Origin of the sequence: Conexibacter woesei Iso977N (genome assembly GCF_000424625.1) — a bacterium.
Lineage (GTDB): Bacteria > Actinomycetota > Thermoleophilia > Solirubrobacterales > Solirubrobacteraceae > Baekduia > Baekduia woesei_A.
Genome location: NZ_AUKG01000001.1, coordinates 2163548 through 2185686, shown reverse-complemented (window position 1 = coordinate 2185686; position 22139 = coordinate 2163548). Strand labels below are relative to the sequence as shown.

Sequence of the window (22139 nt, the reverse complement as noted above, 5' to 3'; positions counted from 1 at the left end):
ACACGCATGTCCCTTACAGGAGGAGCCCCATGACTCGCAGGATCCGCACCACCCTCGCGCTCGCGGCCGTCGCCAGCCTCGCGCTGACCGGCGTCGCCGAGGCCAAGACCTACAAGATGAACGCGAGGTCCGTCGGCAAGCAGGTCGGCGTCAAGCTCTCGGCCAGGATCACCGACCCGGTCCTCGGCAGGTGCACGATGACCGGCAAGCTCGTCATCCCCGACACCCAGCAGGTCTGGAAGTGCAAGGGCGGGACGTTCAGGCTCACCGGCCACGGCACCACCGGCGCCTCCGACGACGCCAAGGGCACCTGGAAGGTCTCCGGCGGCACCGGCAAGTTCAAGGGCGCCAAGGGCAGCGGCACCTTCGCCGGGAAGCTCTCGACGGCCAAGTTCGTCTACAAGGGCAGCATCAAGGTCTGATGCTCGGGGGTCCTGCGGCCGTCAGCGGCGGCCGCAGGATCACCGCTACGCCGCCCTGGCGCGGCGTCGGGCCGGCTTGCGCGCCGGCGCGCGCTTGGGCTTGGCCACCACCGCGCTCGCGGTGGTCAGGTAGGCGGTCACCGCTGCGCCCATCTCCTCGATGAGCGTCTCGTCGCCGTCGATCTGCTTGTAGGCGCCGAAGTCCGGGCCGAACGAGATCCGGCGGACCAGCGTGGCGTAGAACATGCGGAACGCGATCTCGACGGCGAGCTCGGGATCGGCGTGCGCGATCTCCTCGCGGCGCGCGAGGACGACCTCTTCCCACTGGCGCGCGACGTCGTAGATCTGCTGGGCGCCGCGTTCGCGCACGCCTTGGTCGATCGCCGCCCGGGTCATGATGATCCGCAGCACGTCCTCGTGGCGGAACATCGTCTCGGCGCACTCGCGCACTGCGCCGCGCACGAGGGCGTCGAAGGTCAGGCCCTCCCACCGCGTCGGGTCGTCGAAGGCCTGGCGCTCGTCGCGCAGCTCCGCGACCGCGTGGTCGTAGACCGCGAAGACGAGCGCGTCCTTGTTGGGGGCGCGTGCGTAGATCGAGCCGATCGACACCTTGGCGCGCTTGCTCACCTCCTGGACGGTGAAGCCGTCGAAGCCCTTCTCCACCAACAGCTCCTGCCCAGCCTGGAGCACCCGGTCGAGCGATGCGCGACTGCGGTTCTGCTGCGGTGGGCGAAGCGCGCTGTCGGTGGAAGCGCCTTGGGCGGACCGTGCCATGCGCCGAGAGTACCGAAGCAGAACGACACTTCGGGAAAAATACGAACACGAACTTGACTTCGGGTTCTGTGGAGATCTACGCTCGACCCCACGCAACGAAGCTGGAGGAGAGCGATGAGGGTCTTGGGTTGGACCGTGACGCTCGCGGCGTCGGCGGCTTTGGCTGCCGGCTGCGGCGCGAGCAGCAGCACCGGCGGCGGAGGGGGATCGGGCGCGACGGGAGCGAAGGTGCCGGCGTTCGCCGCCAACTTCACCCCGCCCGCGTCGGGCTGCGGATCGTTCGCCGCCAAGACGCCGGCCGATCCGGACGGCGTGATCGCGACGCTGCCGAAGGCGCAGCAGGCGGCGCTCGGCGGCTACGCCGACTACCAGGGCTCGACCGTCAAGGTCGTCAAGAGCCGCTGGGCCACCTGGAAGCCCAACGGCTCCGGCCCGTTCCACGTCGCCGTCTCCTGGGGTCAGCTCGTCAGCGACTTCCAGGTCCAGACCGTCGCTCAGCTCAAGCAGCAGCTCAAGACGACCAAGGGCGTCGGTCAGGTCGACGTCCGCACGACCGGCAGCAACCTCGACATCGCCCAGCAGCTGCAGCAGTACAACGCGCTCGTCCAGACCAAGCCCGACGTCATCCTGCTCGAGACGCCCTCGCCGGACTCCTTCGACGGACCCGTGCAGAAGGCCGCGGCGCAGGGCATCCCGACCGTCACGCTCCTGTCCCCCGTGCCCGTCGACGGTGCGGTCAACGTCGACAGCAACAACTACCTCGCGGCCGGGCAGACGGCCTCCTACCTCACCAAGGTGCTGGGCGGCAAGGGCAACGTGGTGCTGGTCCGCGCGCTGGCGACCGCGTCGATCGACAGCCAGATCGCCACGGCGTGGAAGCGCGTCCTGGCCGGCTGCCCTCAGATGAAGAACGCCGGCGAGGTGTTCGGCGCCTTCTCCGAGGCCCAGGCGAAGTCCGAGATGCTCAAGTGGCTGGGCACCCACCCGCAGAAGCTTGATGGCCTCACCGCGATGCCGGGCGAGAGCTCCGGTGTCCTCCAGGCGTTCAAGCAGGTGGGTCGCCCGGTTCCGCCGGCGGCGGAGATCGGCCTGGACAAGGGCTTCCTCGGATATTGGCGGGCCAACGACGCGTCCTATGACGCCGCGTCGTCGTCGCTGACCCCCGTCTCCGCCGGCCGCGCGACGGCCGAGATCATCGGGCGGATGCTCGCCGGCGACGGCGTGAAGCTCAACACGATCGTCGGCGAGACGCCGCTGGTCACCGACGCCAACCTGGGCGACTGGGCCGACAGCAGCTGGACGCTGCAGACGCCGGGCACGGTCTCCGGGCACCCCGACGACTTCCTTCCCGCGAAGGACCTCGACGCGTTCTTCACCACGACCAGCAAGGGGCAGTAGCCATGCGCATCGCACGCATCGATCTCGACGGGGCCGCCCGCGCGGCGATCGTCGCCGACGGAGCCGTCCGGCCGCTGCCTGAGGAAGTTGGGGTCCTTGACCTGCTGGGCGCCGAGCCGGCGGAGCGCGAGCGGCTCGCCGCTCGCGCGACCACGGAGCTCGCGCTCGACGAGGTGCGGCTGCTGGCACCCGTCCAGCCGCCGTCGATGCGCGACTTCTCGGTCTTCGAGGCCCACGTCGCCGGCGCGGTAAAGGTCACCGGCGGCCCCGAGGCCGAGGTGTTCCCGATCTGGTACGAGCGGCCGTTCTGTTACTTCTCCAACCCGACGGAGGTCAGCGGCCCGGACGCCGAGATCGCGGCGCCGCCCGGCTCCGTCCAGCTCGACCTCGAGCTGGAGGTCGCGGCGATCATCGGCCGGGCGGGCCGCGACGTCGCGCCCGGCGACGCCGCTGCCCACATCGCCGGCTACACGATCTGGAACGACTGGTCCTCGCGCGACCTCGCCGCACGCGAGCTGCGGCTGCCGTTCGGCTTCTGCAAGGCCAAGGACTTCGCCAACACCCTGGGCCCCTGGATCGTCACGCCCGACGAGCTGGAGCCCTACCGCGACGGCGACCGGCTCGACCTCGCGATGAAGGCCACCATCAACGGCGCCGAGCTCGGTGGCGACACGCTGGCGAGCATGGCGTGGAGCTTCGAGGAGCTCGTCGCCTTCGCCTCGATGGGCGCGAGCGTCGCGGTCGGTGACGTCATCGGCAGCGGCACCTGCGGCGGCGGCTGCCTCTACGAGCTGTGGGGCCACGCGCAGGCGCTCGAGCCGCCGCCGCTGCAACCGGGCGACGTCGTCACGCTCGACGTCGCCGGGATCGGCACGCTGACCAACACCGTGGTCGCCCAGACCGTCGCGCCGCTGGAGTTCCCGCCGGCGCGCACCACGCGGTCGGCCGCGACGGCGGAGGCACGCTCGTGAGCCTGCGCTTCGTCGACCTCAACGTGCCGATCCAGGAGCCGCTGCCCGGCGAGCTCAACGGCGGGATGGGCGCGATCCTGGCCGCCTCGATCGAGTACCAGAGCCATGAGGAGACCCGCCCCGAGTTCGGGATGATGTTCGGTGGCGCGACCGAGAAGGACATGCCCGGCGGGTTCGCGATCGGCGCCGAGAAGCTGCAGCTGACCGCGCACGCCGGCACGCACGTCGACGCCCCGTGGCACTACTACCCGACGAGCGAGGGCAAGCCCGCGCGGACGATCGACCAGCTCGAGCTCGAGCACTTCTTCGCCCCCGGCGTCGTCGTCGACCTCCGCGGCCACGCGCCCGGCGACCGCATCGAGGTCGACGAGCTGGCGGCCGCGGTGCAGCGCACCGGCGCGCCGCTGGCACCGGGTGACATCGTCTGCCTGTGGTTCGGTCACGACGAGCGCTTCGGCACCAGGGACTACTGGGACGACTACCCCGGCCTGGGCGCCGAGGCCACGCGCTGGCTCATCGGCCAGGGCATCAAGGTCATCGGGACCGACGCGCCCGGCCTGGATCGCGGCAACCCCTACATGGCGCGCGACTTCCAGGAGACGGGCGACGCGTCGCTGCTCTGGGAGGCTCACCGGGTCGGCATCGACCACGAGTACTTCCAGATCGAGAAGCTGGCCAACCTCGGCGAGCTGCCGGCGCGCGGGTTCTACGTCGCCTGCTTCCCGGTCAAGATCAAGGGCGCCAGCGCCGGCTGGTGCCGCGCCGTGGCGATCTTCGGTCTCGAGGTCGCGGCATGACCGAGCCGTTCGGCCTCGGCACGTTCTCCGGCGGCGACGGCGCGCCGTTCCCGGGCCTCGTCCTCGGCGGCGCCGAACGCGTGCTCGACCTGCGGGCCGCGTTCGGCGACGACGTGACCACGCTCGCGCTGCTGCGCGACTGGGACGCGAGCCTGCCGCGCCTCCGAGACCTGGCCGCCGATCCGGTCGGCCCGATCTCGGCGTACGCCGAGCTGCGACCGCTGCCGCCGGTCTCGCCGGCCGGTCAGATCCTCTGCGCGGGCGCGAACTACTTCAAGCACGTGCGCCAGATCGCCTACAGCTTCCTGCGCCAAGGCGGCGACGAGCGGCCCGAGGCCGACGTGCGTGCCGAGGCCGAGGACATCTCCGCGCGGCGCGCCACCACCGAGGAGCCGTACATGTTCGCCGGGCTGCCGAGCGCGCTGACCGGCGCGACCGACGACGTCGTCCTGCGCGGCCCGGGCGTGCGGCACGACTGGGAGCTCGAGCTGGCCGTGGTCCTGAGCCGCGGCGGCCGGGACATCCCGGAGGAGCAGGCGATGGAGCACGTCGCGGGCTACACGATCAGCAACGACATCAGCACGCGCGACGTCATGCAGCGGCCCGGGTTCCCGATGACCGACTTCCTGATGACCAAGAACCGCCCGACGTTCTTCCCCACCGGCCCCTACATCGTGCCGCGCGAGCTCGTCCCGGACTACCGGGCGCTGCGCATCGAGTTGAAGGTCAACGGCGAGACGATGCAAGATGAAGGGGTCGACGACATCATCTACGGCGTGGAGCGGCTCATCGCCTATGCCTCGACGGTCGTGACGCTCCAGGCCGGGGACCTGCTGCTGACGGGCTCTCCTGCCGGCAACGCGGGCCACCACGACAACCGCTGGCTCGTGCCCGGCGACGTCATGGAAGGGTCGATCACCGGCCTCGGCACCCAGCGCAACCGGTGCGTGGCGGCATGACGCGCATCGACCTCCACGCCCACGTCACGCCGCCGGAGTACCTCGAGGGCCTGCGGCTGCCCGACGGCTCGCTGCCGCCGCTGCCGCCCGCGACGGTCGAGGGCCTGACCGCGACGATGGAGCGCCACGGCATCGACGCCGCGGTCATCTCCCCCGGCCCGCCCGGCGTGTTCTTCGGCGACCAGGGCCGCGCCGACGACCTGGCCCGCACCGTCAACGAGGTGCTCGCCGGCATCGCCCGCGACGCGCCCGCGCGCTTCGCCGCGCTGGCGACGCTGCCGTTGCCCGACGTCGGCGCGGCGCTGGCCGAGCTGGCCCACGCGCTCGACGTCCTGGGCATGGACGGCGTCTGGCTGCCCTCCCACGTGGCCGGCACCTACCTCGGCGACCCCGCGTGGGACACGCTGTTCGACGAGCTGCACCGACGCAAGGCCTATGTCTTCGTCCACCCCGCGCTGCCGCCCTACGCCCCGCCCGCGCCGCACCCGGTGTGGCTCTACGAGTTCCCGTTCGAGACGACGCGCGCGATCGCGAGCCTGATCTACAGCGGGACGTTCGAGCGCTGCCCGGACATCAAGATGCAGTTCGCCCACCTCGGCGGCACCGCGCCCTTCCTCGCCCACCGGCTGGCGTCGCTGGCCGACCGCGAGGCCGGCCTGGCCACCGCCGCCCCGGCGGGTGCGCTCGAGTACCTGCGCCGCCAGTACTACGACACCGGGCTCTCCAACCACGAGCTCGCCGTCAAGACGACGCTGGACGTCACCGGCCTCGACCATGTCGTGTTCGGCACCGACTACCCGTACGCCGCGCTGCCGCCCGAGGGCCGCGACCCGGCACCCGAGCTGGCCTTCCTCGGCACCGGCCGCGCGCAGGTCGACGCCGGCAACGCCGCGAGGCTCGTGCCGCGTCTCGTCGCGGCGCTGCAGTCGAACGACCAGGAGGCAACACGATGAGCAAGGGCCGCATCGCCATCATCGGCGCCGGACCGGGCGGCATGTCCACCGCGCTGGCCGCGCACCGCGCCGGCTTCGAGGTGTCGATCTACGAGCGCTACCCCGAGGTCAAGCCCGCGGGCAACATCCTCAACCTGTGGCCGCCGCCGCAGAAGGTCCTCGGGCTCATCGGCGTCGACACCACCGACCTGGGGGCGCCGGCGCTGACGACGTTCCGGCGCGCCGACGGGCACCTGCGCGCCACCGTGCGCCTGCCCGACGAGGTCGTCACGGAGTACGGCGGCGGCTTCATCGGCCTCTTGCGCTGGGGGTTGTACAAGCGCATGCTCGACGCGCTCCCCCCGGGCGTCCTCAAGCTCGGCCACGAGATGACGCGCTTCGAGGACCACGGCGATCGAGTTGTCGTCCATCTCGCCGACCGCGAGCCGGTGGAGGCCGACGTGCTCGTCGGCGGCGACGGCCTGCGCTCGGCCGTCCGACGCCAGCTGTGGGGCGACCAGCCGATCCGCCATCAGCACCTGCACCTCGTCGGGGGCTACCTCTACGTCGACGATCCGCAGCGGCCACCGGACTCGGTGATCGCCCACAACCGCAACACGCAGGCCAGCTACACGCCGATCCTCCACGACGGCCAGTGGGGCTACGAGTGGTGGGTCCTCGAGGCCTGCGACCCGTCGGCGCCGTTCGACGAGGACCTGATGGCGTTCTCGCGGGCGCGCGCCGCCGGCTTCTCGGAGAAGCTGCGGTCGATGATCGACGCGACGCCGGCCGAGAACCTGCAGCGCTGGGAGATCCGCGACCGCAGGCCGCTCAAGCAGTGGTCCCAGGGTCGCGTGACGCTGGTCGGCGACGCCGCGCACCCGACGTCGCCGTACGCCGCCTACGGCGCCGGGATGTCGATCGAGGACGGCTACTTCCTGGCCTCAGAGCTCGAGCGGATCGACGTCCACGACCTCGGCTCCGTCCGCCGCGCGCTCCAGGCCTTCGAGGACCGGCGCAAGCCCCACACCCGTCGCGTCAGCCAGCAGGCGTTCTTCACCGGCTACGCGTTCCACCGCATCCCGCGTCCGCTGCGGCCCCTGCGCGACCTCGTCTACGACCACACGCCGATGCTGCAGAAGGTCGTCGGGGACGCCACGCCCGACCACATCCTGTCCCAGCTCGCCGAGATCGACCAGGTCGAGGCGGCGCGGCCGGCGACCCCGGCCGCGGCGACGCCTCAGCCGTAGCGGAGGAAGCCCTCGCCGGTCTTGCGGCCGAGCCGCCCCTCGGCCGCAAGCCCGCGCAGCGCCTCGCACGGCGCGTACCGCGGCGCGCCGAACGCGTCGCGGAGGGTCTCCAGCGCGAAGACCATGACGTCGATGCCGATGAGGTCCATGAGCGCGAACGGCCCCATCGGGTGACCGTGCCGGGCCACGACGGCCTCGTCGGCCGACGCCGGCGAGACGCCGCGCTGCGCGCAGGTGCGCGCCGCGTCGTTGAGGTAGGGGATCAACAACCGGTTGACCAGGAAGCCCGATTCGTCGCCGCAGGTCACGGTCTGCTTGCCGATGCTGCGCGCCCAGGCGCCGCCGAGCTCGAGCCCGCGCGGGTCGGTCTGCTCGTGGCCGACGACCTCGACGAGCTTCATCGCCGCCGCCGGGTTGAAGAAGTGCAGCGCCAGCGCACGCCCCGGATCCTCCATCGACGCGCTGACGTCGCGGACGCGGAAGGACGAGGTGTTGGTCGCCAGCGGGATCTCCGGGACCGCGCGCTCGAGCTGCACGAACAGCTCCTGCTTGACCTCCAGCCGCTCGACGACCGCCTCCACGACCAGCTCGACCCCGGCCAGCGCCTCCAGCGACGTGCCGGTCATCACACGCGCGACCAGCTCGTCGGCGGCGTCCTGCGTCAGCCTCCCGCGGGCGACGGAGCGCGCCGCGCGCCCGGCGATCTCGTCCTTGCTGCGCTGCGCGCCCGCTGCGCTGCGCGCGACGAGGACCGCCTCGCCCCCGCCCTTGGCGATCGCCTCGGCGATGCCGGTGGCCATCGTGCCGGCACCGACCACCCCGACGCGCCCCAGCGGAGCCGGCGTCACCGCGGCCACCGGCGGCACGGTCTCGACCGCCCGGCCGAGCACCGCGAGCGGGCCGCGCGGATGCCCGGCGCCCAGCCGCATCGCCGCGTCGATGTCGGCGGGCGAGGCGAAGCCGTCGCGCTCGAGCGCCACGGCGTCGCGCAGCAGCGGGGCCAGGAGGTCGTCCGCCAGCGCGGCTCCCTCCACGAACGATGATGTCTCGGACATGCGCCTCTTCCAGCCTCGGTTGCGTGGTCGACACGGCGGGAGCGCCGCCGTAGTATTAGAACACGAATTGCTGTTCGTTTTCAATCTCCCAGACCCGGAGGAGCCGTGCCCGCGGACCATCTCGCGCTCATCGCGCGCTACTACGACGCCTGCAGCCGCGGCGACGCCGAGGGCGTGACGGCGACCACGACCGCCGACGTCGTCCACTACTTCCTCGCGCCCAACCTCGGCTCCACGCCCGTGCGCGGCGGCGAGCACCTCGGCCGCTACTGGCGCAAGGTGCACGGGAACATCTCACCGGTCTGGGTCGTCGACCACGGCATCGTCCAGGACGAGGAGGCCGTCATCGAGTGGAGCATGTTCTGGCTGCCGCCGGGCGCGAGCGAGCGCGTGGTGACGCGTGGCGCGGAGTGGTTCGTGCTGCGCGACGGGGGCATCGCGGAGATCCGCTCCTACTACCGCCAGGAGCCGTCCGACGCAGAGCTCGACGGCTTCCCCTACGCGGAGCGCGGCTACTCCGCCCACGGCGCGGTCCGCAGCGCGCACCACGAGCCGGCGCTGTCGTGAGCGCCAACCGCATGGTGTTGGTCTGCGGCGCGGCTGAGGACGCCGAGCTGTGGGCCGACGTCGTCGCGCTGAGCCCGGTGCCGACGCTGGTCGTCGAGCTGGCGCCGACCGGCGAGCTCGGGCCGCTGGTCGCCGACGTCGCGCGCCAGGTGCAGGCGGGCGACGTCGTCGTCGGTCACTCGCTCGGCGGCGCGGTCGCCGCGCTGCTCGCCGCGCAAGGGTCGACGCCGGCCGCGGGCTGGGTCGTCGTGTCCTGCGGCACGATGCTCCCGGTCCACGACGCGACCTGGGCGACCCTGCGCGAAGGCGGCGCCGAGGCCCTCGCGACGCAGTTCGCCGTCGCCGCCGCCGGTGGCCGGCGCGCGGTCGCCGAGGAGCCCGGCAGCGCCGCGGTCGCCGAGCGGATGGAGCGCATGGTGCTGCGCCACCGCGACGCGCTGGAGCCGCACCTTCGCGCGTGCGCGGCGTTCGCCGCGCCGGACGGACCGGTCGCCGGCGTCGAGGTCGTCTGCGGCGCGCGCGACCGGCTGGTCGGGCCGCCGCTCATGACAGAGCTCGGCGAGCGGTTCGGCGCGCGGACGACCGTCGTCGAGACGGCGGCCCATCAGGTGCCGTGGGAGGCGCCCGACACGATCATCCAGGCTGCGCTGCGGGTGGCCTGACCGCGTCGGACAGCAGCTTGGCCCCGCCGTGGGCGGCGGTGCCGCCGTCGACCGTGATCTCCGCGCCGCTGATGTACGACGACGCCGGTGAGACCAGGAACGCGATCAGCTCCGCGACCTCTTGCGGCCGGCCGGCGCGTCCCAGGGGCGCGGCGTCGATGCTCGCGCCGAGGAACGCGGGCGCCGCCGATGCCGTCATCGCCGTCTCGATGTAGCCGGGGAAGACCGCGTTGACGCGGATGCCGCGCTCGCCCAGCTCCATGCTGGCCACGCGCGAGAGCCCGCGCAGCGCCCACTTGCTCGACGTGTAGGCCACCGGGAAGTGACCGGTGAGCGCTGCCAGCGAGCAGACGTTGACGATCGAGCCGCCGTCGCCCATGTGCGGCAGGCAGGACTGGATGCCGAGCAGCGGCCCCGTGAGGTTGACCGCGAGCGTCTTGTTGAAGTCCTCGATCGCGACGTCGTCGATGCGCGCGCGGTGCGTGACGCCCGCGGCGTTGACGAGCCCGTCGATCCGGCCGCCCCGCGCCAGCGCCGCCTCGACCGCCTCCTGCCACGACAGCGGGTCGGTGACGTCGAGGCGCACGTCGCAGTCGCCGGCGATGTCGGCGCCGACCACGTCGGCGCCCGCCGCGCGCAGCGCCGCGACGGTCGCCGAGCCGATCCCGCCGCCGGCGCCGGTCACCAGGACCACGCGGCCGCCGCAGGCGCCGCTCATGCGGGTCCGACCTCGTGGTCGTAGAGCGCGACGGCCTCGGCCAGCCTCGTCTTCAGGCTGTCGGCGAAGCGGCCGTCGACCAAGATGAAGGCCATGCGCGCCGGGCCGCCGGAGCGGTTCTCCCAGGCGTGGTCGGTGCCGCGCTGGACCACGATGTCGCCGGGCGCCAGGGCGGTCGCGCTGCCGTCGTCGAGGACGAGGTGCAGCTCGCCGTCCAGGACGACGCCGTAGTCCACCGACTCGGTCCGGTGCATCGGCGACCGTCCCCCGGCCGGGATGTCCACCACGCGGATCACCGTGCCCTCGGGCTCGGGCGGCACGCGCAGCGGCCGCTGCGTCGGGTCGCGCTCCTCGGCCGCGGGGATCGGCGCCGGCGCGCCGGCCGTGCTCCAGATCTCGTGGAAGGCCGTGCCGTCGTCGGTGACGGTGCGCGACACGGGCGCCGGGCCGTCGGAGAGGACGACCGAGCGGCCTCGGTCGTCGTGGCCCGTGACGATGCGGCGCGGCGCCGCAGCGGCGCTCATGCGACCTGCCCCTGCAGGCGGCGCATGCCGGCCAGCCAGCGGTCGTAGTTGGTGGCCTTGCGCTGCATGAAGGTGAGCACCTCGGGATGCGGGAGGATCAGGAACGCGTCGCTGGCCAGCCCGTCGAGGATCGCGGCGGCCACCTCGTCGGGCGCGAGCACCTCCCCGGCGTCCTTGACGATGCGCGCGCCGAGGTCGTCGAGCGCCCCGGGGCGACCGGGCTCGAGCATGTCGGTCGCGACGCCCATCGGGCACACGCACCTCACGTGGACCCCGCGATCGCCGTAGGTCACCGACAGCCACTCGGCGAACGCGACGGCCGCGTGCTTGCTCACCGCGTAGGGCGCCGAGCCGACCTGCGTCAGCACGCCGGCGGCGGAGGCGACCGACACGAACCAGCCCTCGCCGCGCTCGAGCCATCCGGGCAGGAGGGCCTGCGCCGCGGCGACGTGCTGGCGCAGGTTGACGTCGAGCGCGAGGTCCCAGACGCCGGCGGGCGTGTCGATCGGGTCGCCGCCGACGGCGACGCCCGCGTTGGCGACGAAGACGTCGATTGGGCCGAGATGGTCGGCGGCGTCGGCCAGGAAGCCGGGCAGCGCGTCGGGGTCGCGGAGATCGCACGCGGCGGCGAACACGCCGCCGCCGAGCTCGGCGGCGACCGCCGCCAGGTCGTCGGCCCGGACGTCGGTGAGCGCGACGCGCGCGCCGGCCTCCGCGCACCGGAGCGCCAACGCACGACCGATCCCTCCCGCCGCTCCGGTGACGACCACCGTGCGCTCGGCGACCATCACGCGCGCGCCAGGCTCGCCGGCGGGCGTCCCGGCGCGGTGTAGACCGGCGGGCGCTTGGCGTCGAAGGCCGCAACGCCTTCGGCATGGTCCGGGCCCGTCGCGGCGACGCCCTGGGCCTCGGCCTCGAGGTCGAGCATCACCTCCAGCCCCTCGTGCGCGGCGCGGACCAGCAGCCGCTTCGTGAGGGCGAGCGCGAGCGCCGGCCCGGCCGCCAGCTCCCGGGCCCGCGCGAGCGCGGCGTCGTCGAGCGCCTCGGCGGCGACCACCTCGTTGACCAGCCCGAACGCGAGCGCCTCCTCGGCGCCCACCCGGCGCGCGGTCCGCGCCAGCTCGAACGCGCGGGCGTGGCCGAGCGTGCGGACCAGCGCCGTCGTGACCCCGGTGTCGGGCACGAGGCCGACACGCACGAACGCGCACGAGAAGAACGCCTTCTCGCTCATCACGATCTCGTCGCAGCACAGCGCGAGGCCCATGCCGGCGCCGACGGCGAGCCCGTTGACGGCCGCGACGACCGGCTTGTCCATCTCCCGCAGGCAGCGCGCGATCGGGTTGTAGGACTCGGCCACCGTGGCCCCCGCGTCGACGAGCTCCTCCGCCGCGCCGAGGTCCTGCCCGCTGCAGAAGGCGCGGCCGGTGCCCGTCAGGATCACCGCCCGCACGGTGTCGTCGCCGGCTGCCGCACGGAGCGCTTCGAGCAGCGCCTGGCGCAGCGGCAGGTCGAGGCTGTTGAGCTGCTCGGGCCGGTCGAGCGCGATGCGCGCGACGTCGCCCAGCCGCTCGGTGACGATGGTCCCCACGGGTCTCCTCCTGGTTCGCCTGAAGGGCATATTAGAACACGAACCAAGGTTCTGTTTTACTTGGCTCGCGCATGTACCCGGAACGCTTCGAGCTCGACCTCGCGATCCACGTCGACGGAGCGCCGACGCCGTCGACGACCTACCTGACCACGGTCGGCGTCGGCGCGTTCTGCGTCGTCGTCGACACCCGCGTTCCCGAGCTTCGCGGCTTCCGGCTCGTGTCGTCCTACCTGGGCTGGCCCGGCGACGCCTCCGCCTCGACCCATCGCCTGTCCTTCGACGACACCGCACCGGTCACGACGAGGCGAACCTTCCTCAGACCCCCGGCCAGCGCCGACGAGTGCATCCGCGATCACATGACCCAGCTCCAGGACCGCATCGAAGAGCAGGACGTCAGCATGCTCGTCGGATGCGCAGCGGACCGGACCCTCTACCGGCTCGGTTGACGGCCGCGCCGATCGCATCGCGCGCGGAGGCTGGCTGCGATCGAGGGCGATTTCCGGCGGTTCAGGCACTAGTGCCTGAAATCGAGAAGACCTACATGACGCTTTTACGCCTTCCCGGAAATGCGAAAGGCCCGCAAGTGCGAGCCTTTCGACTAGGGGTGAGTGACGGGACTCGAACCCGCGACCGCCTGGACCACAACCAGGAGCTCTACCAACTGAGCTACACCCACCGAGTCAGGGGTGGAGTGTAGAGGAGTAGTGGCGCAGGGGTGGAGAGGGGCCTTCGGGGATGGTGTAGAAGGATGTGCCGTGGGTCGTAAGGGCTAGGGATTCGCCTTGGCCTTCGGCGGCGAGGGTCGTCGTGCAACGGGTGCCGTCGGTCAGGGTGGCGGCGATCGAGGTACCGGCGCGGCGGTGCCAGATGGAGAGGTCGGAGTAGGTGCGGATGGCGACGGTCGTGCCGTCCGCGGAGATGTCGCCCGCGGTGGTGAGGCCGGCCAGGCCGAAGTTGATGTGGCCGCGGAGCTTCAGGACCTGGCGAGCGCCGCCGGAGACGTTCGCCGAGTAGATGGCGGAGTGGCCGCTCAGCGTCTTGGTGACGATGATCAGCTCACCCGTGCGCCGGTCGGCGATGAGGGTCTCGGCGTTGTGCGCCCCGTCGGGGTAGGTGAGCGTCAGCGCTTGCGCGGGCGCGGTGGCCGTCGGGTGGCTTGCGAGCCTGGGCTCGGGAATGCGGTAGACGACGACGTCGGGACGCTTGGCGTCGTTGTCGCCGATGTCCCCCAACAACAGGTCGCCGCCGGGCCCGACCGCGATGTCCTCCCAGTCGACGGCCTGCGCGCCCGGGACGTCGAGCGACGCCAGCACGTGGCCGTCGCTCGCCCGCAGCGCGAAGATGCGCGCGCGGTCGCCGGAGTCGTTGTGGGTCCAGAGCACGCCGGGCTGCGACGCGCTGACGACCAGCCCGGACAGCTCGGTCGCCGCGGGGTCGTCGGCGCGGCCGACGACCGTCGCCCGCAGCCTCCCGCAGAGCGCGGGCTGCACGGCGGCGTGGCGCGCCGGAGCGGTCGCGGTCGCCGCGCCCGGAGTCGTCGCCGCCGTCGACCCGCCGCCGCAGCCCGCGAGGACTCCGACGGCCAGCACGACGATCAGGGCACGGGTGATCACCCGCGCCACGCTACTCAGTGGCCGCGCCTGATCGTGAAGTGCTTGGGCGTCAGGACGCGCGCGTTGCCCGACGTGTCGGTCAGCGTCGTCACCAACCGCAGCGGCGTCGCCCTGTGGCTGCGCAGGTGCGACCGCCCGGACCTCGTCAGCTTCACCACGACCTTCGCGGACCCAGCGCGCGCGAGCTTCGCCCTGCCGGTCGCGACCACGACCCTCCCGGCGTAGAGCGTCTGCGCGACGGTCCCCGGCTCGGTCGTCGTCACCGCGTCGGCGAACGTCCCGCCGAGCAGCGCGCGGTAGGCGTTGAGCGTCTTCAGCTTCAACGTGCCGGTCGGCGCGACGAGGTCGCGCGCCACCGCAGGCGCAGGAGCCGGAGCCGCGGGCGCCGGAGCCGGCGCAGGCGCAGGCGTCACGACCGGAGCCGGCGCAGCAGGCGCGACCACCGCCGGCGGGCAGTCCGTCACGGCCGCCGACACGTCGGCGAACACCGTGAACGCCGGGTCCGCCGCGACCGTCTGCGACGCCTTCAGCGTCCACCCACCGCTCAGCGGCGTCGTGAACCCACCCGCGAACGACGTCCCCGGCCCGGACGCGACGACCGCACCCGCCACCGCGCCGCCACCGGAAGACCCAGCGCTCACGCTCACCGATGCGCCCTCGTCGCGCACACCCGTGAACTTCCCGCCGCACAGCCCGTCCAGCGCCAGCGCCGGCGCGCCCGTGTAGGCGAACGAGTGGCCCTCGGTCGTATCCACATCGGTCAGCGTCACCACGTCGCCGGCCACCAGCGCCAGCGACGGCAGCGCCGCGTAGCCCACGCCCGACGCGCTCCCCGCCGACACGCCACCGCGCTGCACGTCCAGCGTCAAGTTGTCGTTGATCGTCGCCGGCGTCGCCAGCGACAGGTCCACCGCGTAGCCCTCGACGTGCCCGGCCCCATCCGCGCCGACCGACGACGACACGAACATCTTGCCCTGCGCCGCCGGAACCCCGACGGCCAGCGAGACCACTGCGACGACACACGCGCGCGGGAACATGTCCAGGAGAGTCGGCAGCTCACCGCCCCGCGTTGAGGCCCCCACGTCAACCGCCTGACCGCGGCAACCCGCGTTGCACGCCGTCCGCCGCACGCCGTACCTTCCCGCGCCGCATGCTCCGCGAGGCCAAGAACGGCGCGTTCGTCCGCCACGGGATCCTCCTGCGCCGCCACGTCTTCACGGCCGGGAAGCTCGTCGCCAAGCGCGGTCTGCGCCCCGCCGAGCACGCCGAACTGCAGCGCGAGCAGCGCACCCATGCCGTCGCGGTCCTCGAGGCGCCGCACGGCCGGACCTACTGGTGGTGCCAGGACCGCTTCTGGTGGGAGGACGACGGCCTCGGCGCCCGCGACGTCCTCGCGCTCGTCACCGAGCGCCACCAGCGCGCCCAGCGCCGCCTCGCCAAGGCCCACGCCGCGCTCGAAGGCGCGGCAGCGGAAGAGCGCAGGCGCGAGCCCATCCCCCGCGACCTCCGCCGCGCCGTCTGGGAGCGCGACGGCGGCGCCTGCGTCGACTGCGGCGAGCAGTTCGAGCTGCAGTTCGACCACGTCGTCCCGCTCGCTCTCGGCGGCGCCAACACCTTCGAGAACCTCCAGGTCCTCTGCGGCGACTGCAACCGCGCCAAGGGCGCCACGGTCGGCTAGCGGCCGGCGGCTAGACCGTTCGGCTCGACTCCGTTCGCATACGACCACCCCTGCTCAACCCCGCACCCGCTCACACCGATGCTTTGGTGAGCAGATGCTGGAGCTTCAGAAGATCATCCACGACGTCACCGACCCGATCGTCGTCCTGCGCCGGGTCGTCGAGCAGGCGCTCCACGTCGTCCCCCACGCCGACGGCGCCGCCGTCGAGCTCTACCGCGACGGCCAGCTCGACTACGTCTGCACCCACGGGACGCTCGCGTCCCAGATCGGCCTGCGCCTGCCCGCCGCCGCCAGCCTCTCCGGCCTGGCGATCACGACCGGCAGGACGCAGTACTGCGCGGACTCCGAGGTCGACAAGCGCGTCAACCTCCCCGCCTGCCGGACCGTCGGCGCACGCTCACTGATCTGCGTTCCGCTGCGTCGCGGCGACGAGCCGCTCGGCATCCTGAAGGTCACCGCCGCCCAGCCGCTGGCCTTCGACGAGGACGACTTCGAGATCCTCAGCGGTCTCGCCGAGTTCATCACCGTCTCGATCGCCGCCGCCGCCGACATCGCCCGTGTGGCGACCGAGGCGCGCGACTGGCCCGCCGCCGAGTTCGTCGCCAACGTCCTCGAGCCCGGCATCTTCCAGGACCTCACGACGCGCAAGCGCATCAAGCGCGTGCTCATCGACGACGACTTCGCGATCGTCGTGCAGCCGATCGTCCGCCTCGACTCCGGCGCGCTCGTCGGCGCCGAGGCGCTCGCCCGCTTCCCGAGCCCGCCGGCCCAGGGCCCGGACCGCTGGTTCGCCGACGCCTACGCCGCCGGCCTCGGCGCGCAGCTCGAGCTGGCCGCCGCGCGCAAGGCCATCGACCTGCTCGACGAGCTGCCGCCCCACGCCTACCTCAGCGTCAACATCGGCCCCGAGGTCCTGGCGACGCCCGAGTTCATGGACCTGGTCAAGAACGCCGAGGCCGACCGGCTCGTCATCGAGCTGACCGAGCACTTCGCCGTCGAGGACTACGAGCGCCTGCGCTCCGCCCTCTGCGGCCTGCGCCGCGCCGGCGCGCGCCTGGCGATCGACGACACCGGCGCCGGCTTCGCCTCGCTGGCCCACATCCTCAAGCTGTCGCCGGAGATCATCAAGCTCGACCGCGACCTGGCCCGCGGCATCGACGCCGACCCCGTCCGCAGGGCGCTGGCCGCCGCGCTCGTCGACTTCGCCCACCAGACCGGCGCGCAGGTCGTCGCCGAGGGCCTGGAGACCGACGCCGAGCTGGCGACGGTCCGCGAGCTCGGCATCCACCTCGGCCAGGGCTATCTCCTCGGCAAGCCCGGACCGACGTCCGCGCTCGCCAAGCCCACCTCGCAGTACGTCGCCTAGGGGAACCTGCGCAGCGCCGCCGCAGCGGCCGCGTCGCCCGGCACGCCGTGCACGGCACCGCCCGGGAACGTCGCCGCGCTGCCCAGGAACAGGCCCTTGACCGGCGTCCGGTAGGGCGACAGCTTCGGCAGCGGCCGGAAGATCACCTGGCGCAGCAGGTAGGACCCGCCGCCGACGTCGCCGTTGACGAGGTTCGCGTTGCGCGCCTCCAGCCCGGACGGCGAGAGCACGTGGCGGCCGAGGATCAGGTCCCGGAACCCGGGCGCGTAGCGCTCGACCTGCGCCTCGACGCGCTCCACCTGCGTCGCGACGGCGTCCTCGGTCCACTCCAGGTCCCGCGGCCCGTGCGTGTAGGCCCACGCGGTGTGCTTGCCCGCCGGCGCACGCGTCGGGTCGGCGACCGACTGCTGGCCGAGCAGCAGGAACGGCCTCCTCGCCAGCCCCTGCTCGCTCTCGGCGATCGTCTCCAGGAACTCGTCCTCGAGTCCACCAACATGCACGGTGCCCGCGCCGCGCACGCCCGGATCGGTCCACGGGATCGGCCCGTCCAGCGCCCAGTCGAGCTTCAGCGTCGACGCGCCGTAGACGTAGCGCTTGATCATCGCGCCGTACCAGCCGCGCAGCGCGTCGCCGGTCAGCGCCGCCAGGGCCTTCGGCATCACGTCGGCGACGACGATCGCGGCGCCGATCTCCTCCCCGCCGGCCACCCCGACACCAACCGCGCGACCATCACGGACAACGACGCGCTCCACGCGCGCGCCCGTCCGGACCTCGCCACCCAACGACCCCAAGTACCCCACCAAGGCGTCCGCCAGCCGCCCCGCCCCACCGCGCGGCGACGGCCACCCGACCGTGTGCCCGAGCAGGTTCAGGTAGGCCGCCGCGATCGCGCCGCCCGGCGCCTGCGGCGGCGTGTCGCCGTGCATCGCCGCGCCGTACAGCCAGGCGCGCGTGCCGCCGTCGTCGAACAGCCGCCGCCCCAGGCCGACCGTCGACTCCGCCAGCAGCCGCGTGAACTTCAGCGTCCCGATCGGCCCGGCCTGCGCCAGCAGCTTCAGCGGCCCGCCGACCGGCGGGAACCCCGACAACATCGTCGCCCGCAGCCCGTCCCACGCATCGACGAACGGCTGGGCGAACTCCGCCCACGCCGTGCCGTCGCCGCTCCGGATCGCGTCCAGTGATGCCGCCGTCTCGGCGACCGACCGGTACAGCACGCCCGCCGGGACCCCGTCCGGCAGCGGCGCCGCGTAGCACGACGCCGGATGGACCCACTCCAGCCCGTGCTGGGCCAGCGGCATCCGGCCGAACACCGGCGACGCCGCGCCCGCCGGGTAGACCGACGAGAACGTGTCGTGCTTGAAGCCCGGCAGCGTCAGCTCCTCGGTCCGGACCGCGCCGCCGTAGTGGTCGGCGGCCTCCAGCACCACCACCGACCGCCCGGCCTCGGCCAGGCGGATCGCGGCGGCCAGGCCGTTGGGCCCGGACCCGATGACGACGGCGTCGAAGGAGGTCACGAGGCGCTCGCGCGCTCCTTCGCCGCGACGGCCAGCGCGAGCTGGTGCAGCATCGACAGCCGCACGACCTCGCCCTGCCCCCAGAACGCGTGCTGCGCCTGCGAGCCCGCCAGCCGGTAGGCGCGGTCGATGTGCCAGGGCATCCTGTCCCACGTGCCCGCGGCCTTCACGTAGGCCTTGCCGTCCAAGGTGTACAAGATGAGCCGGTTGTGGCCGTTGCCCATGAAGTGGCCCTGGTGCGTGGTCAGGTCGAAGCCGACGACCGGGACGCCGCCTTCGGGCACCGCGCGCGGCTCGCCGTCGCCGTACTTGGCCAGGCCCGCCTCGAGGTCGGCGAAGTACCTGGCCAGCGCCTCCGGGTCGTCCGGGGTGACGAGCTGCGTGATCGTCACGTAGCCGCGCGTGAAGACCGGGCGCCCGGAGTCGGTCCCGGCCGCGACCTCGATCTCGAGCGTCTGCCCGTCCAGGCCGCCCTCGCGCAGCGGCGTGAAGCGCCCGATCTCGCTCGCGTAGTCCGGCCATGTCTCGGGCGCGGTCAGCGCGGCGACGACGCCTTCCACCGACGGCATCGCGACCGGCGGGTAGGTGTGCCAGGTCTGCTCGTCGAGCGGGTCGCTCTCCGGCGTCAAGGGCCCCAACTTGGCCAGGACCCGCCGGCGCTCCGGGTTGTACTCCGCCTTGGCGGCGACCGTCTCGAACCCGATCCCCCACCCGCGCCGCGCGTCGTCGCGGTAGGCGTCCGGGAACCAGTCGCCGATCAGCCTCGCCGCGCCCTCCTCCAGCTGCGCGCGGGAGAGCGTCCCGCGCGCCGACTTGTCGGTGTGGAAGCGCTCCGACCCGTAGGCCTTGTGGAAGGCCATCAGGTCGTTGGCGTGCAGGCGCCGCTGCGTGTCCTTGTTGTACCAGTAGGTCGTCAGGACGCTGAACGCGAAGCGCAGGTCGTCGACCTCGCGGTCGTCGACCGCGCGCCGGTAGTAGGCGGCGTTGAGGAAGTCGGTGACCCACGGCGCGGCGTCGCGGGCGGCGATCGAGTTGCCGGTCATGCGCGCGAAGCGCAGCGGGCCGGTGCGCGGGACCTTCTGCTGCTCGGCCTCGACCTCGGCGGCGCCGGCCGCGTCGGGCTCGGGCGCGTCGTCGACGTGCTCCAGCAGGTCCTCGTCGTGGACGGTCTCTTCGGGAGGGGTCATGTCAGCCATGGTGTCTCTCCGTCCAGCGTTCCACATCCGGACCGGATTCCGAACCCGATCCGTAGAAACCCGCACCCGGTCAGCGGGTGACGGCCGTCAGGACGACAGCACCGGCTCGCGCTCAGGCTCCCCGGCGTGCCCGTGCGCCGGCGCACCCTGCGGCGCGCCGGCCGGCCGGATCACCACGACCGCCACGAGCAGCGCGCCGAGCGCGAAGCCGAGCCCCACGACGAAGGCGAGCCGGTAGCCGCCGGTCAGGGCCTCGGCCTCCGCGCTTCCGGACGCCCGCAGCGCGGCCGAGTGCGTCGAGGCCAGCGTCGCCAGGATCGCGAGGCCGAGCGCCCCGCCGACCTGCGCGGTCGTGTTGACCAGGCCGGACGCCAGCCCGGCGTCCTGGGGCTCGACGCCGCTCATCGCCAGCGTCATCAGCGCCGGGAACGCCGTGCCGCCGCCGAGGCCGAAGACCGCCATCGCCGGGAACACGTCGACCCAGTAGTTGCCGTCGGCGCTGATCTGCGTGAACCACGCCAGCCCGGCGCAGATCATCGCCATGCCGGCGATCAGGACCGCCCGGCCGCCGAAGCGCAGGATCAGCCTGTCGGCCCACCCGATCGACAGCGCCCCCATCGTGAGCGTCGCCGGCAGGAACGCGAAGCCGATCTGCAGCGGGCTGAACTCCAGCACGCGCTCCAGGTAGAGCGTCCCCATGAAGAACACGCCGAACATCCCGGCGACCGACAGGACCTGCACGAGGTTGGCGCCGCTGACGTTGCGCGAGCGGAAGATCCGCAGCGGGACCAGCGGCGTCGCGGCGCGCGCCTCGCGCCAGACGAACAGCGCGACGAGCCCGAGCGCGATCGCGCCCAGCGTCAGCGTCTCGCTGGCGCCCCAGCCCTTGTCGGCCGCGGGCTTGACCATCGTGTACACCAACAGCATCAGCGCGCTGGTGATCAGCACGGCGCCGATCACGTCGGCGCCCGCCCTAAGCCCCGCGCCGCGGTCGTGCGGCAGCAGGCGGGCGGCGAAGAACGCGGTGACGATCCCGATCGGCACGTTGATGAAGAAGATCCAGTGCCAGTTGATGGTGTCGGTCAGGACGCCGCCCGCCAGCAGGCCGATCGACCCGCCGGCGCTCGCCACGAACGCGAACACGCCGATCGCCTTGGCCTGCTCGGCCGGCTCGCGGAACATCGTCACGATCATCCCGAGGACGACCGCCGAGGTCAGCGCCCCGCCGACGCCCTGGACGAAGCGCGCGCCGACGAGCATCGCCTGCGACGTCGACGCGCCGCACACGATCGAGCAGACCGTGAAGACCGCCAGTCCGGCGAGGAACACGCCGCGGCGCGAGAGCAGGTCGCCGAGGCGCCCCGCGAGCAGCAGCAGCCCGCCGAAGGCGATCAGGTAGGCGTTGACGACCCAGGCGAGCCCGGAGTTGCTGAACCCCAGGTCGTTCTGGATCGACGGCAGCGCGACGTTGACCACCGTCGTGTCGAGCACGATCATCAACATGCCCACGCACAGCACGACGAGGGCGGTCCAGCGTTGCCGGTCGGTCAGCTCTGCGGTGCTCATGCCATCGGGACGACGGCCGGTTCTGGAACTCATCGGTGCGCTCGTGCTCATGTCCGGGGGTCGGAGCCGCGGGCGCGGGCTCGACATTGGTCAGACGCACCTTATCGGTGCGTACACGGTCCCGTCTCTGTTTCGGTTGCCGATGAGGTGTCTAGCTCTCGGCGACGCGCGCCAGCAGCGCCAGCGCGGCGCGGACCTGCTCGCGCTCGCTCGCGTCGAGCTCGCCGTTGAGCGCCTGGGCCAGCCAGTCCTCGCGCGCGGCGCGCGTGGCCCTCAGCTTCGCCCTGCCCTCAGCGGTCAGCTCGACGAACGCGCGGCGCCCGTCGTCGGGGTCCGGGCGGCGGGAGACGAGGCCGGAGGACTCCATCTCCTTGACCGTCTGGGCCATCGACTGCGGTCGCATCTTCTGCGCGTGGGCGAGATCGCTGACCCCGGCGGGCCCCTCGCGATCGAGGCGGCTGAGCACCGCCAGGATGTGAACGGGCGGGCCCGGTTCGGCGCGGATGCGGCGAACGAGCTTGCCGAGGGTCTCGCGCAGGTCATGGGCGAGCAACAACGTCGACTTGGCCGGCGCGGCGGGCATCGCCCC

At 72.9% G+C, this 22139-nt stretch carries 24 protein-coding genes and 1 tRNA gene; 12 read left to right on the top strand and 13 right to left on the bottom strand.

Annotated features, from left to right (window positions below; genetic code table 11):
* Positions 1–29: 29 nt before the first annotated feature.
* Positions 30–422 (top strand): hypothetical protein, encoded by a 393-nt coding sequence (locus H030_RS0110810; RefSeq protein ID WP_027006119.1) that lies wholly within the window; start codon positions 30–32, stop codon positions 420–422.
* A gap of 45 nt (positions 423–467) precedes the next feature.
* Here H030_RS0110810 and H030_RS31160 read toward each other — a convergent pair whose 3' ends face one another.
* Positions 468–1112, bottom strand: coding sequence for a TetR/AcrR family transcriptional regulator (locus tag H030_RS31160; protein ID WP_051222330.1), 645 nt, complete (start codon positions 1110–1112; stop codon positions 468–470).
* A 198-nt stretch (positions 1113–1310) separates the two neighbouring features.
* Here H030_RS31160 and H030_RS0110800 point away from each other — a divergent pair, with 198 nt between their 5' ends.
* Genes H030_RS0110800 through H030_RS31150 form a run of 6 tightly spaced genes read left to right on the top strand, consistent with a single transcriptional unit; the run spans position 1311 to position 7503 of the window.
* A complete protein-coding gene (locus H030_RS0110800; protein WP_081690682.1) occupies positions 1311–2594 on the top strand; it encodes a substrate-binding domain-containing protein in 1284 nt (427 codons plus the stop codon).
* Between the two features lie 2 nt (positions 2595–2596).
* Complete coding sequence (locus tag H030_RS0110795) at positions 2597–3565, top strand: fumarylacetoacetate hydrolase family protein (RefSeq protein ID WP_027006117.1); 969 nt, start codon at positions 2597–2599, stop codon at positions 3563–3565.
* Positions 3562–4362 carry a cyclase family protein gene (locus H030_RS0110790; RefSeq protein WP_051222329.1) on the top strand — a complete coding sequence of 267 codons (801 nt, stop codon included), beginning with the start codon at positions 3562–3564 and terminating at the stop codon, positions 4360–4362. Before H030_RS0110795 ends, H030_RS0110790 begins: the two co-directional genes overlap by 4 nt.
* The gene (locus H030_RS0110785) at positions 4359–5321 is read left to right on the top strand and encodes a fumarylacetoacetate hydrolase family protein (protein ID WP_027006115.1); all 963 of its coding nucleotides are present in this window, start codon (positions 4359–4361) and stop codon (positions 5319–5321) included. Before H030_RS0110790 ends, H030_RS0110785 begins: the two co-directional genes overlap by 4 nt.
* Complete coding sequence (locus H030_RS31155; protein ID WP_051222490.1) at positions 5318–6274, top strand: amidohydrolase family protein; 957 nt, start codon at positions 5318–5320, stop codon at positions 6272–6274. Before H030_RS0110785 ends, H030_RS31155 begins: the two co-directional genes overlap by 4 nt.
* On the top strand, positions 6271–7503 hold the full coding sequence (locus H030_RS31150) for an FAD-dependent oxidoreductase (protein ID WP_051222328.1): 1233 nt from the start codon (positions 6271–6273) through the stop codon (positions 7501–7503). Before H030_RS31155 ends, H030_RS31150 begins: the two co-directional genes overlap by 4 nt.
* On the opposite strand, the gene H030_RS31145 is transcribed toward H030_RS31150, so the two are convergent.
* The gene (locus tag H030_RS31145; protein WP_196809082.1) at positions 7494–8558 is read right to left on the bottom strand and encodes a 3-hydroxyacyl-CoA dehydrogenase family protein; all 1065 of its coding nucleotides are present in this window, start codon (positions 8556–8558) and stop codon (positions 7494–7496) included. The two genes, H030_RS31150 and H030_RS31145, sit on opposite strands and share 10 nt — an antisense overlap.
* 105 nt (positions 8559–8663) lie before the next feature.
* Between H030_RS31145 and H030_RS0110765 the strand changes: the two genes are divergently transcribed.
* Together H030_RS0110765 and H030_RS36870 are read left to right on the top strand one after the other, a co-directional pair.
* Positions 8664–9125: a nuclear transport factor 2 family protein gene (locus H030_RS0110765; protein WP_027006114.1), complete on the top strand. Its 462-nt coding sequence runs from the start codon at positions 8664–8666 to the stop codon at positions 9123–9125.
* Positions 9122–9787, top strand: coding sequence for an alpha/beta fold hydrolase (locus H030_RS36870; protein ID WP_027006113.1), 666 nt, complete (start codon positions 9122–9124; stop codon positions 9785–9787). Before H030_RS0110765 ends, H030_RS36870 begins: the two co-directional genes overlap by 4 nt.
* On the opposite strand, the gene H030_RS0110755 is transcribed toward H030_RS36870, so the two are convergent.
* Genes H030_RS0110755 through H030_RS0110740 form a run of 4 tightly spaced genes read right to left on the bottom strand, consistent with a single transcriptional unit; the run spans position 9759 to position 12617 of the window.
* Positions 9759–10505: an SDR family NAD(P)-dependent oxidoreductase gene (locus H030_RS0110755; RefSeq protein ID WP_027006112.1), complete on the bottom strand. Its 747-nt coding sequence runs from the start codon at positions 10503–10505 to the stop codon at positions 9759–9761. The two genes, H030_RS36870 and H030_RS0110755, sit on opposite strands and share 29 nt — an antisense overlap.
* Entirely contained in the window at positions 10502–11029 is a 528-nt protein-coding gene (locus tag H030_RS31135) for a cupin domain-containing protein (RefSeq protein WP_051222324.1), read from the bottom strand. Before H030_RS31135 ends, H030_RS0110755 begins: the two co-directional genes overlap by 4 nt.
* A complete protein-coding gene (locus H030_RS0110745) occupies positions 11026–11820 on the bottom strand; it encodes an SDR family oxidoreductase (RefSeq protein WP_027006111.1) in 795 nt (264 codons plus the stop codon). The genes H030_RS31135 and H030_RS0110745 overlap by 4 nt, the downstream gene beginning before the upstream one ends.
* Positions 11817–12617: an enoyl-CoA hydratase/isomerase family protein gene (locus tag H030_RS0110740; protein ID WP_051222322.1), complete on the bottom strand. Its 801-nt coding sequence runs from the start codon at positions 12615–12617 to the stop codon at positions 11817–11819. The genes H030_RS0110745 and H030_RS0110740 overlap by 4 nt, the downstream gene beginning before the upstream one ends.
* A 71-nt stretch (positions 12618–12688) precedes the next feature.
* Between H030_RS0110740 and H030_RS0110735 the strand changes: the two genes are divergently transcribed.
* A complete protein-coding gene (locus H030_RS0110735) occupies positions 12689–13063 on the top strand; it encodes a hypothetical protein (protein WP_027006109.1) in 375 nt (124 codons plus the stop codon).
* A 157-nt stretch (positions 13064–13220) separates the two neighbouring features.
* On the opposite strand, the gene H030_RS0110730 is transcribed toward H030_RS0110735, so the two are convergent.
* From H030_RS0110730 to H030_RS39650, 3 genes are all read right to left on the bottom strand, one after another.
* A tRNA-His gene (locus tag H030_RS0110730) sits at positions 13221–13293 on the bottom strand.
* Between the two features lie 4 nt (positions 13294–13297).
* On the bottom strand, positions 13298–14230 hold the full coding sequence (locus H030_RS36865; protein WP_051222319.1) for a hypothetical protein: 933 nt from the start codon (positions 14228–14230) through the stop codon (positions 13298–13300).
* A 14-nt stretch (positions 14231–14244) separates the two neighbouring features.
* The gene (locus tag H030_RS39650; RefSeq protein WP_196809081.1) at positions 14245–15267 is read right to left on the bottom strand and encodes a hypothetical protein; all 1023 of its coding nucleotides are present in this window, start codon (positions 15265–15267) and stop codon (positions 14245–14247) included.
* Positions 15268–15380: 113 nt separating this feature from the next.
* On the opposite strand from H030_RS39650, the gene H030_RS36860 reads away from it, so the two are divergent.
* Together H030_RS36860 and H030_RS31120 are read left to right on the top strand one after the other, a co-directional pair.
* Complete coding sequence (locus tag H030_RS36860; protein ID WP_051222317.1) at positions 15381–15908, top strand: HNH endonuclease; 528 nt, start codon at positions 15381–15383, stop codon at positions 15906–15908.
* Positions 15909–16002: 94 nt separating this feature from the next.
* Positions 16003–17274: an EAL domain-containing protein gene (locus H030_RS31120; RefSeq protein WP_051222315.1), complete on the top strand. Its 1272-nt coding sequence runs from the start codon at positions 16003–16005 to the stop codon at positions 17272–17274.
* On the opposite strand, the gene H030_RS0110705 is transcribed toward H030_RS31120, so the two are convergent.
* From H030_RS0110705 to H030_RS0110690, 4 genes are all read right to left on the bottom strand, one after another.
* The gene (locus H030_RS0110705) at positions 17271–18788 is read right to left on the bottom strand and encodes a phytoene desaturase family protein (protein ID WP_027006107.1); all 1518 of its coding nucleotides are present in this window, start codon (positions 18786–18788) and stop codon (positions 17271–17273) included. The genes H030_RS31120 and H030_RS0110705 overlap by 4 nt on opposite strands.
* A complete protein-coding gene (locus H030_RS39645) occupies positions 18785–19975 on the bottom strand; it encodes a hypothetical protein (protein WP_027006106.1) in 1191 nt (396 codons plus the stop codon). Before H030_RS39645 ends, H030_RS0110705 begins: the two co-directional genes overlap by 4 nt.
* A 96-nt stretch (positions 19976–20071) precedes the next feature.
* Positions 20072–21550: a DHA2 family efflux MFS transporter permease subunit gene (locus H030_RS31115; RefSeq protein WP_051222313.1), complete on the bottom strand. Its 1479-nt coding sequence runs from the start codon at positions 21548–21550 to the stop codon at positions 20072–20074.
* A 151-nt stretch (positions 21551–21701) separates the two neighbouring features.
* The gene (locus H030_RS0110690; RefSeq protein ID WP_027006105.1) at positions 21702–22133 is read right to left on the bottom strand and encodes a MarR family winged helix-turn-helix transcriptional regulator; all 432 of its coding nucleotides are present in this window, start codon (positions 22131–22133) and stop codon (positions 21702–21704) included.
* Positions 22134–22139 lie beyond the last annotated feature (6 nt).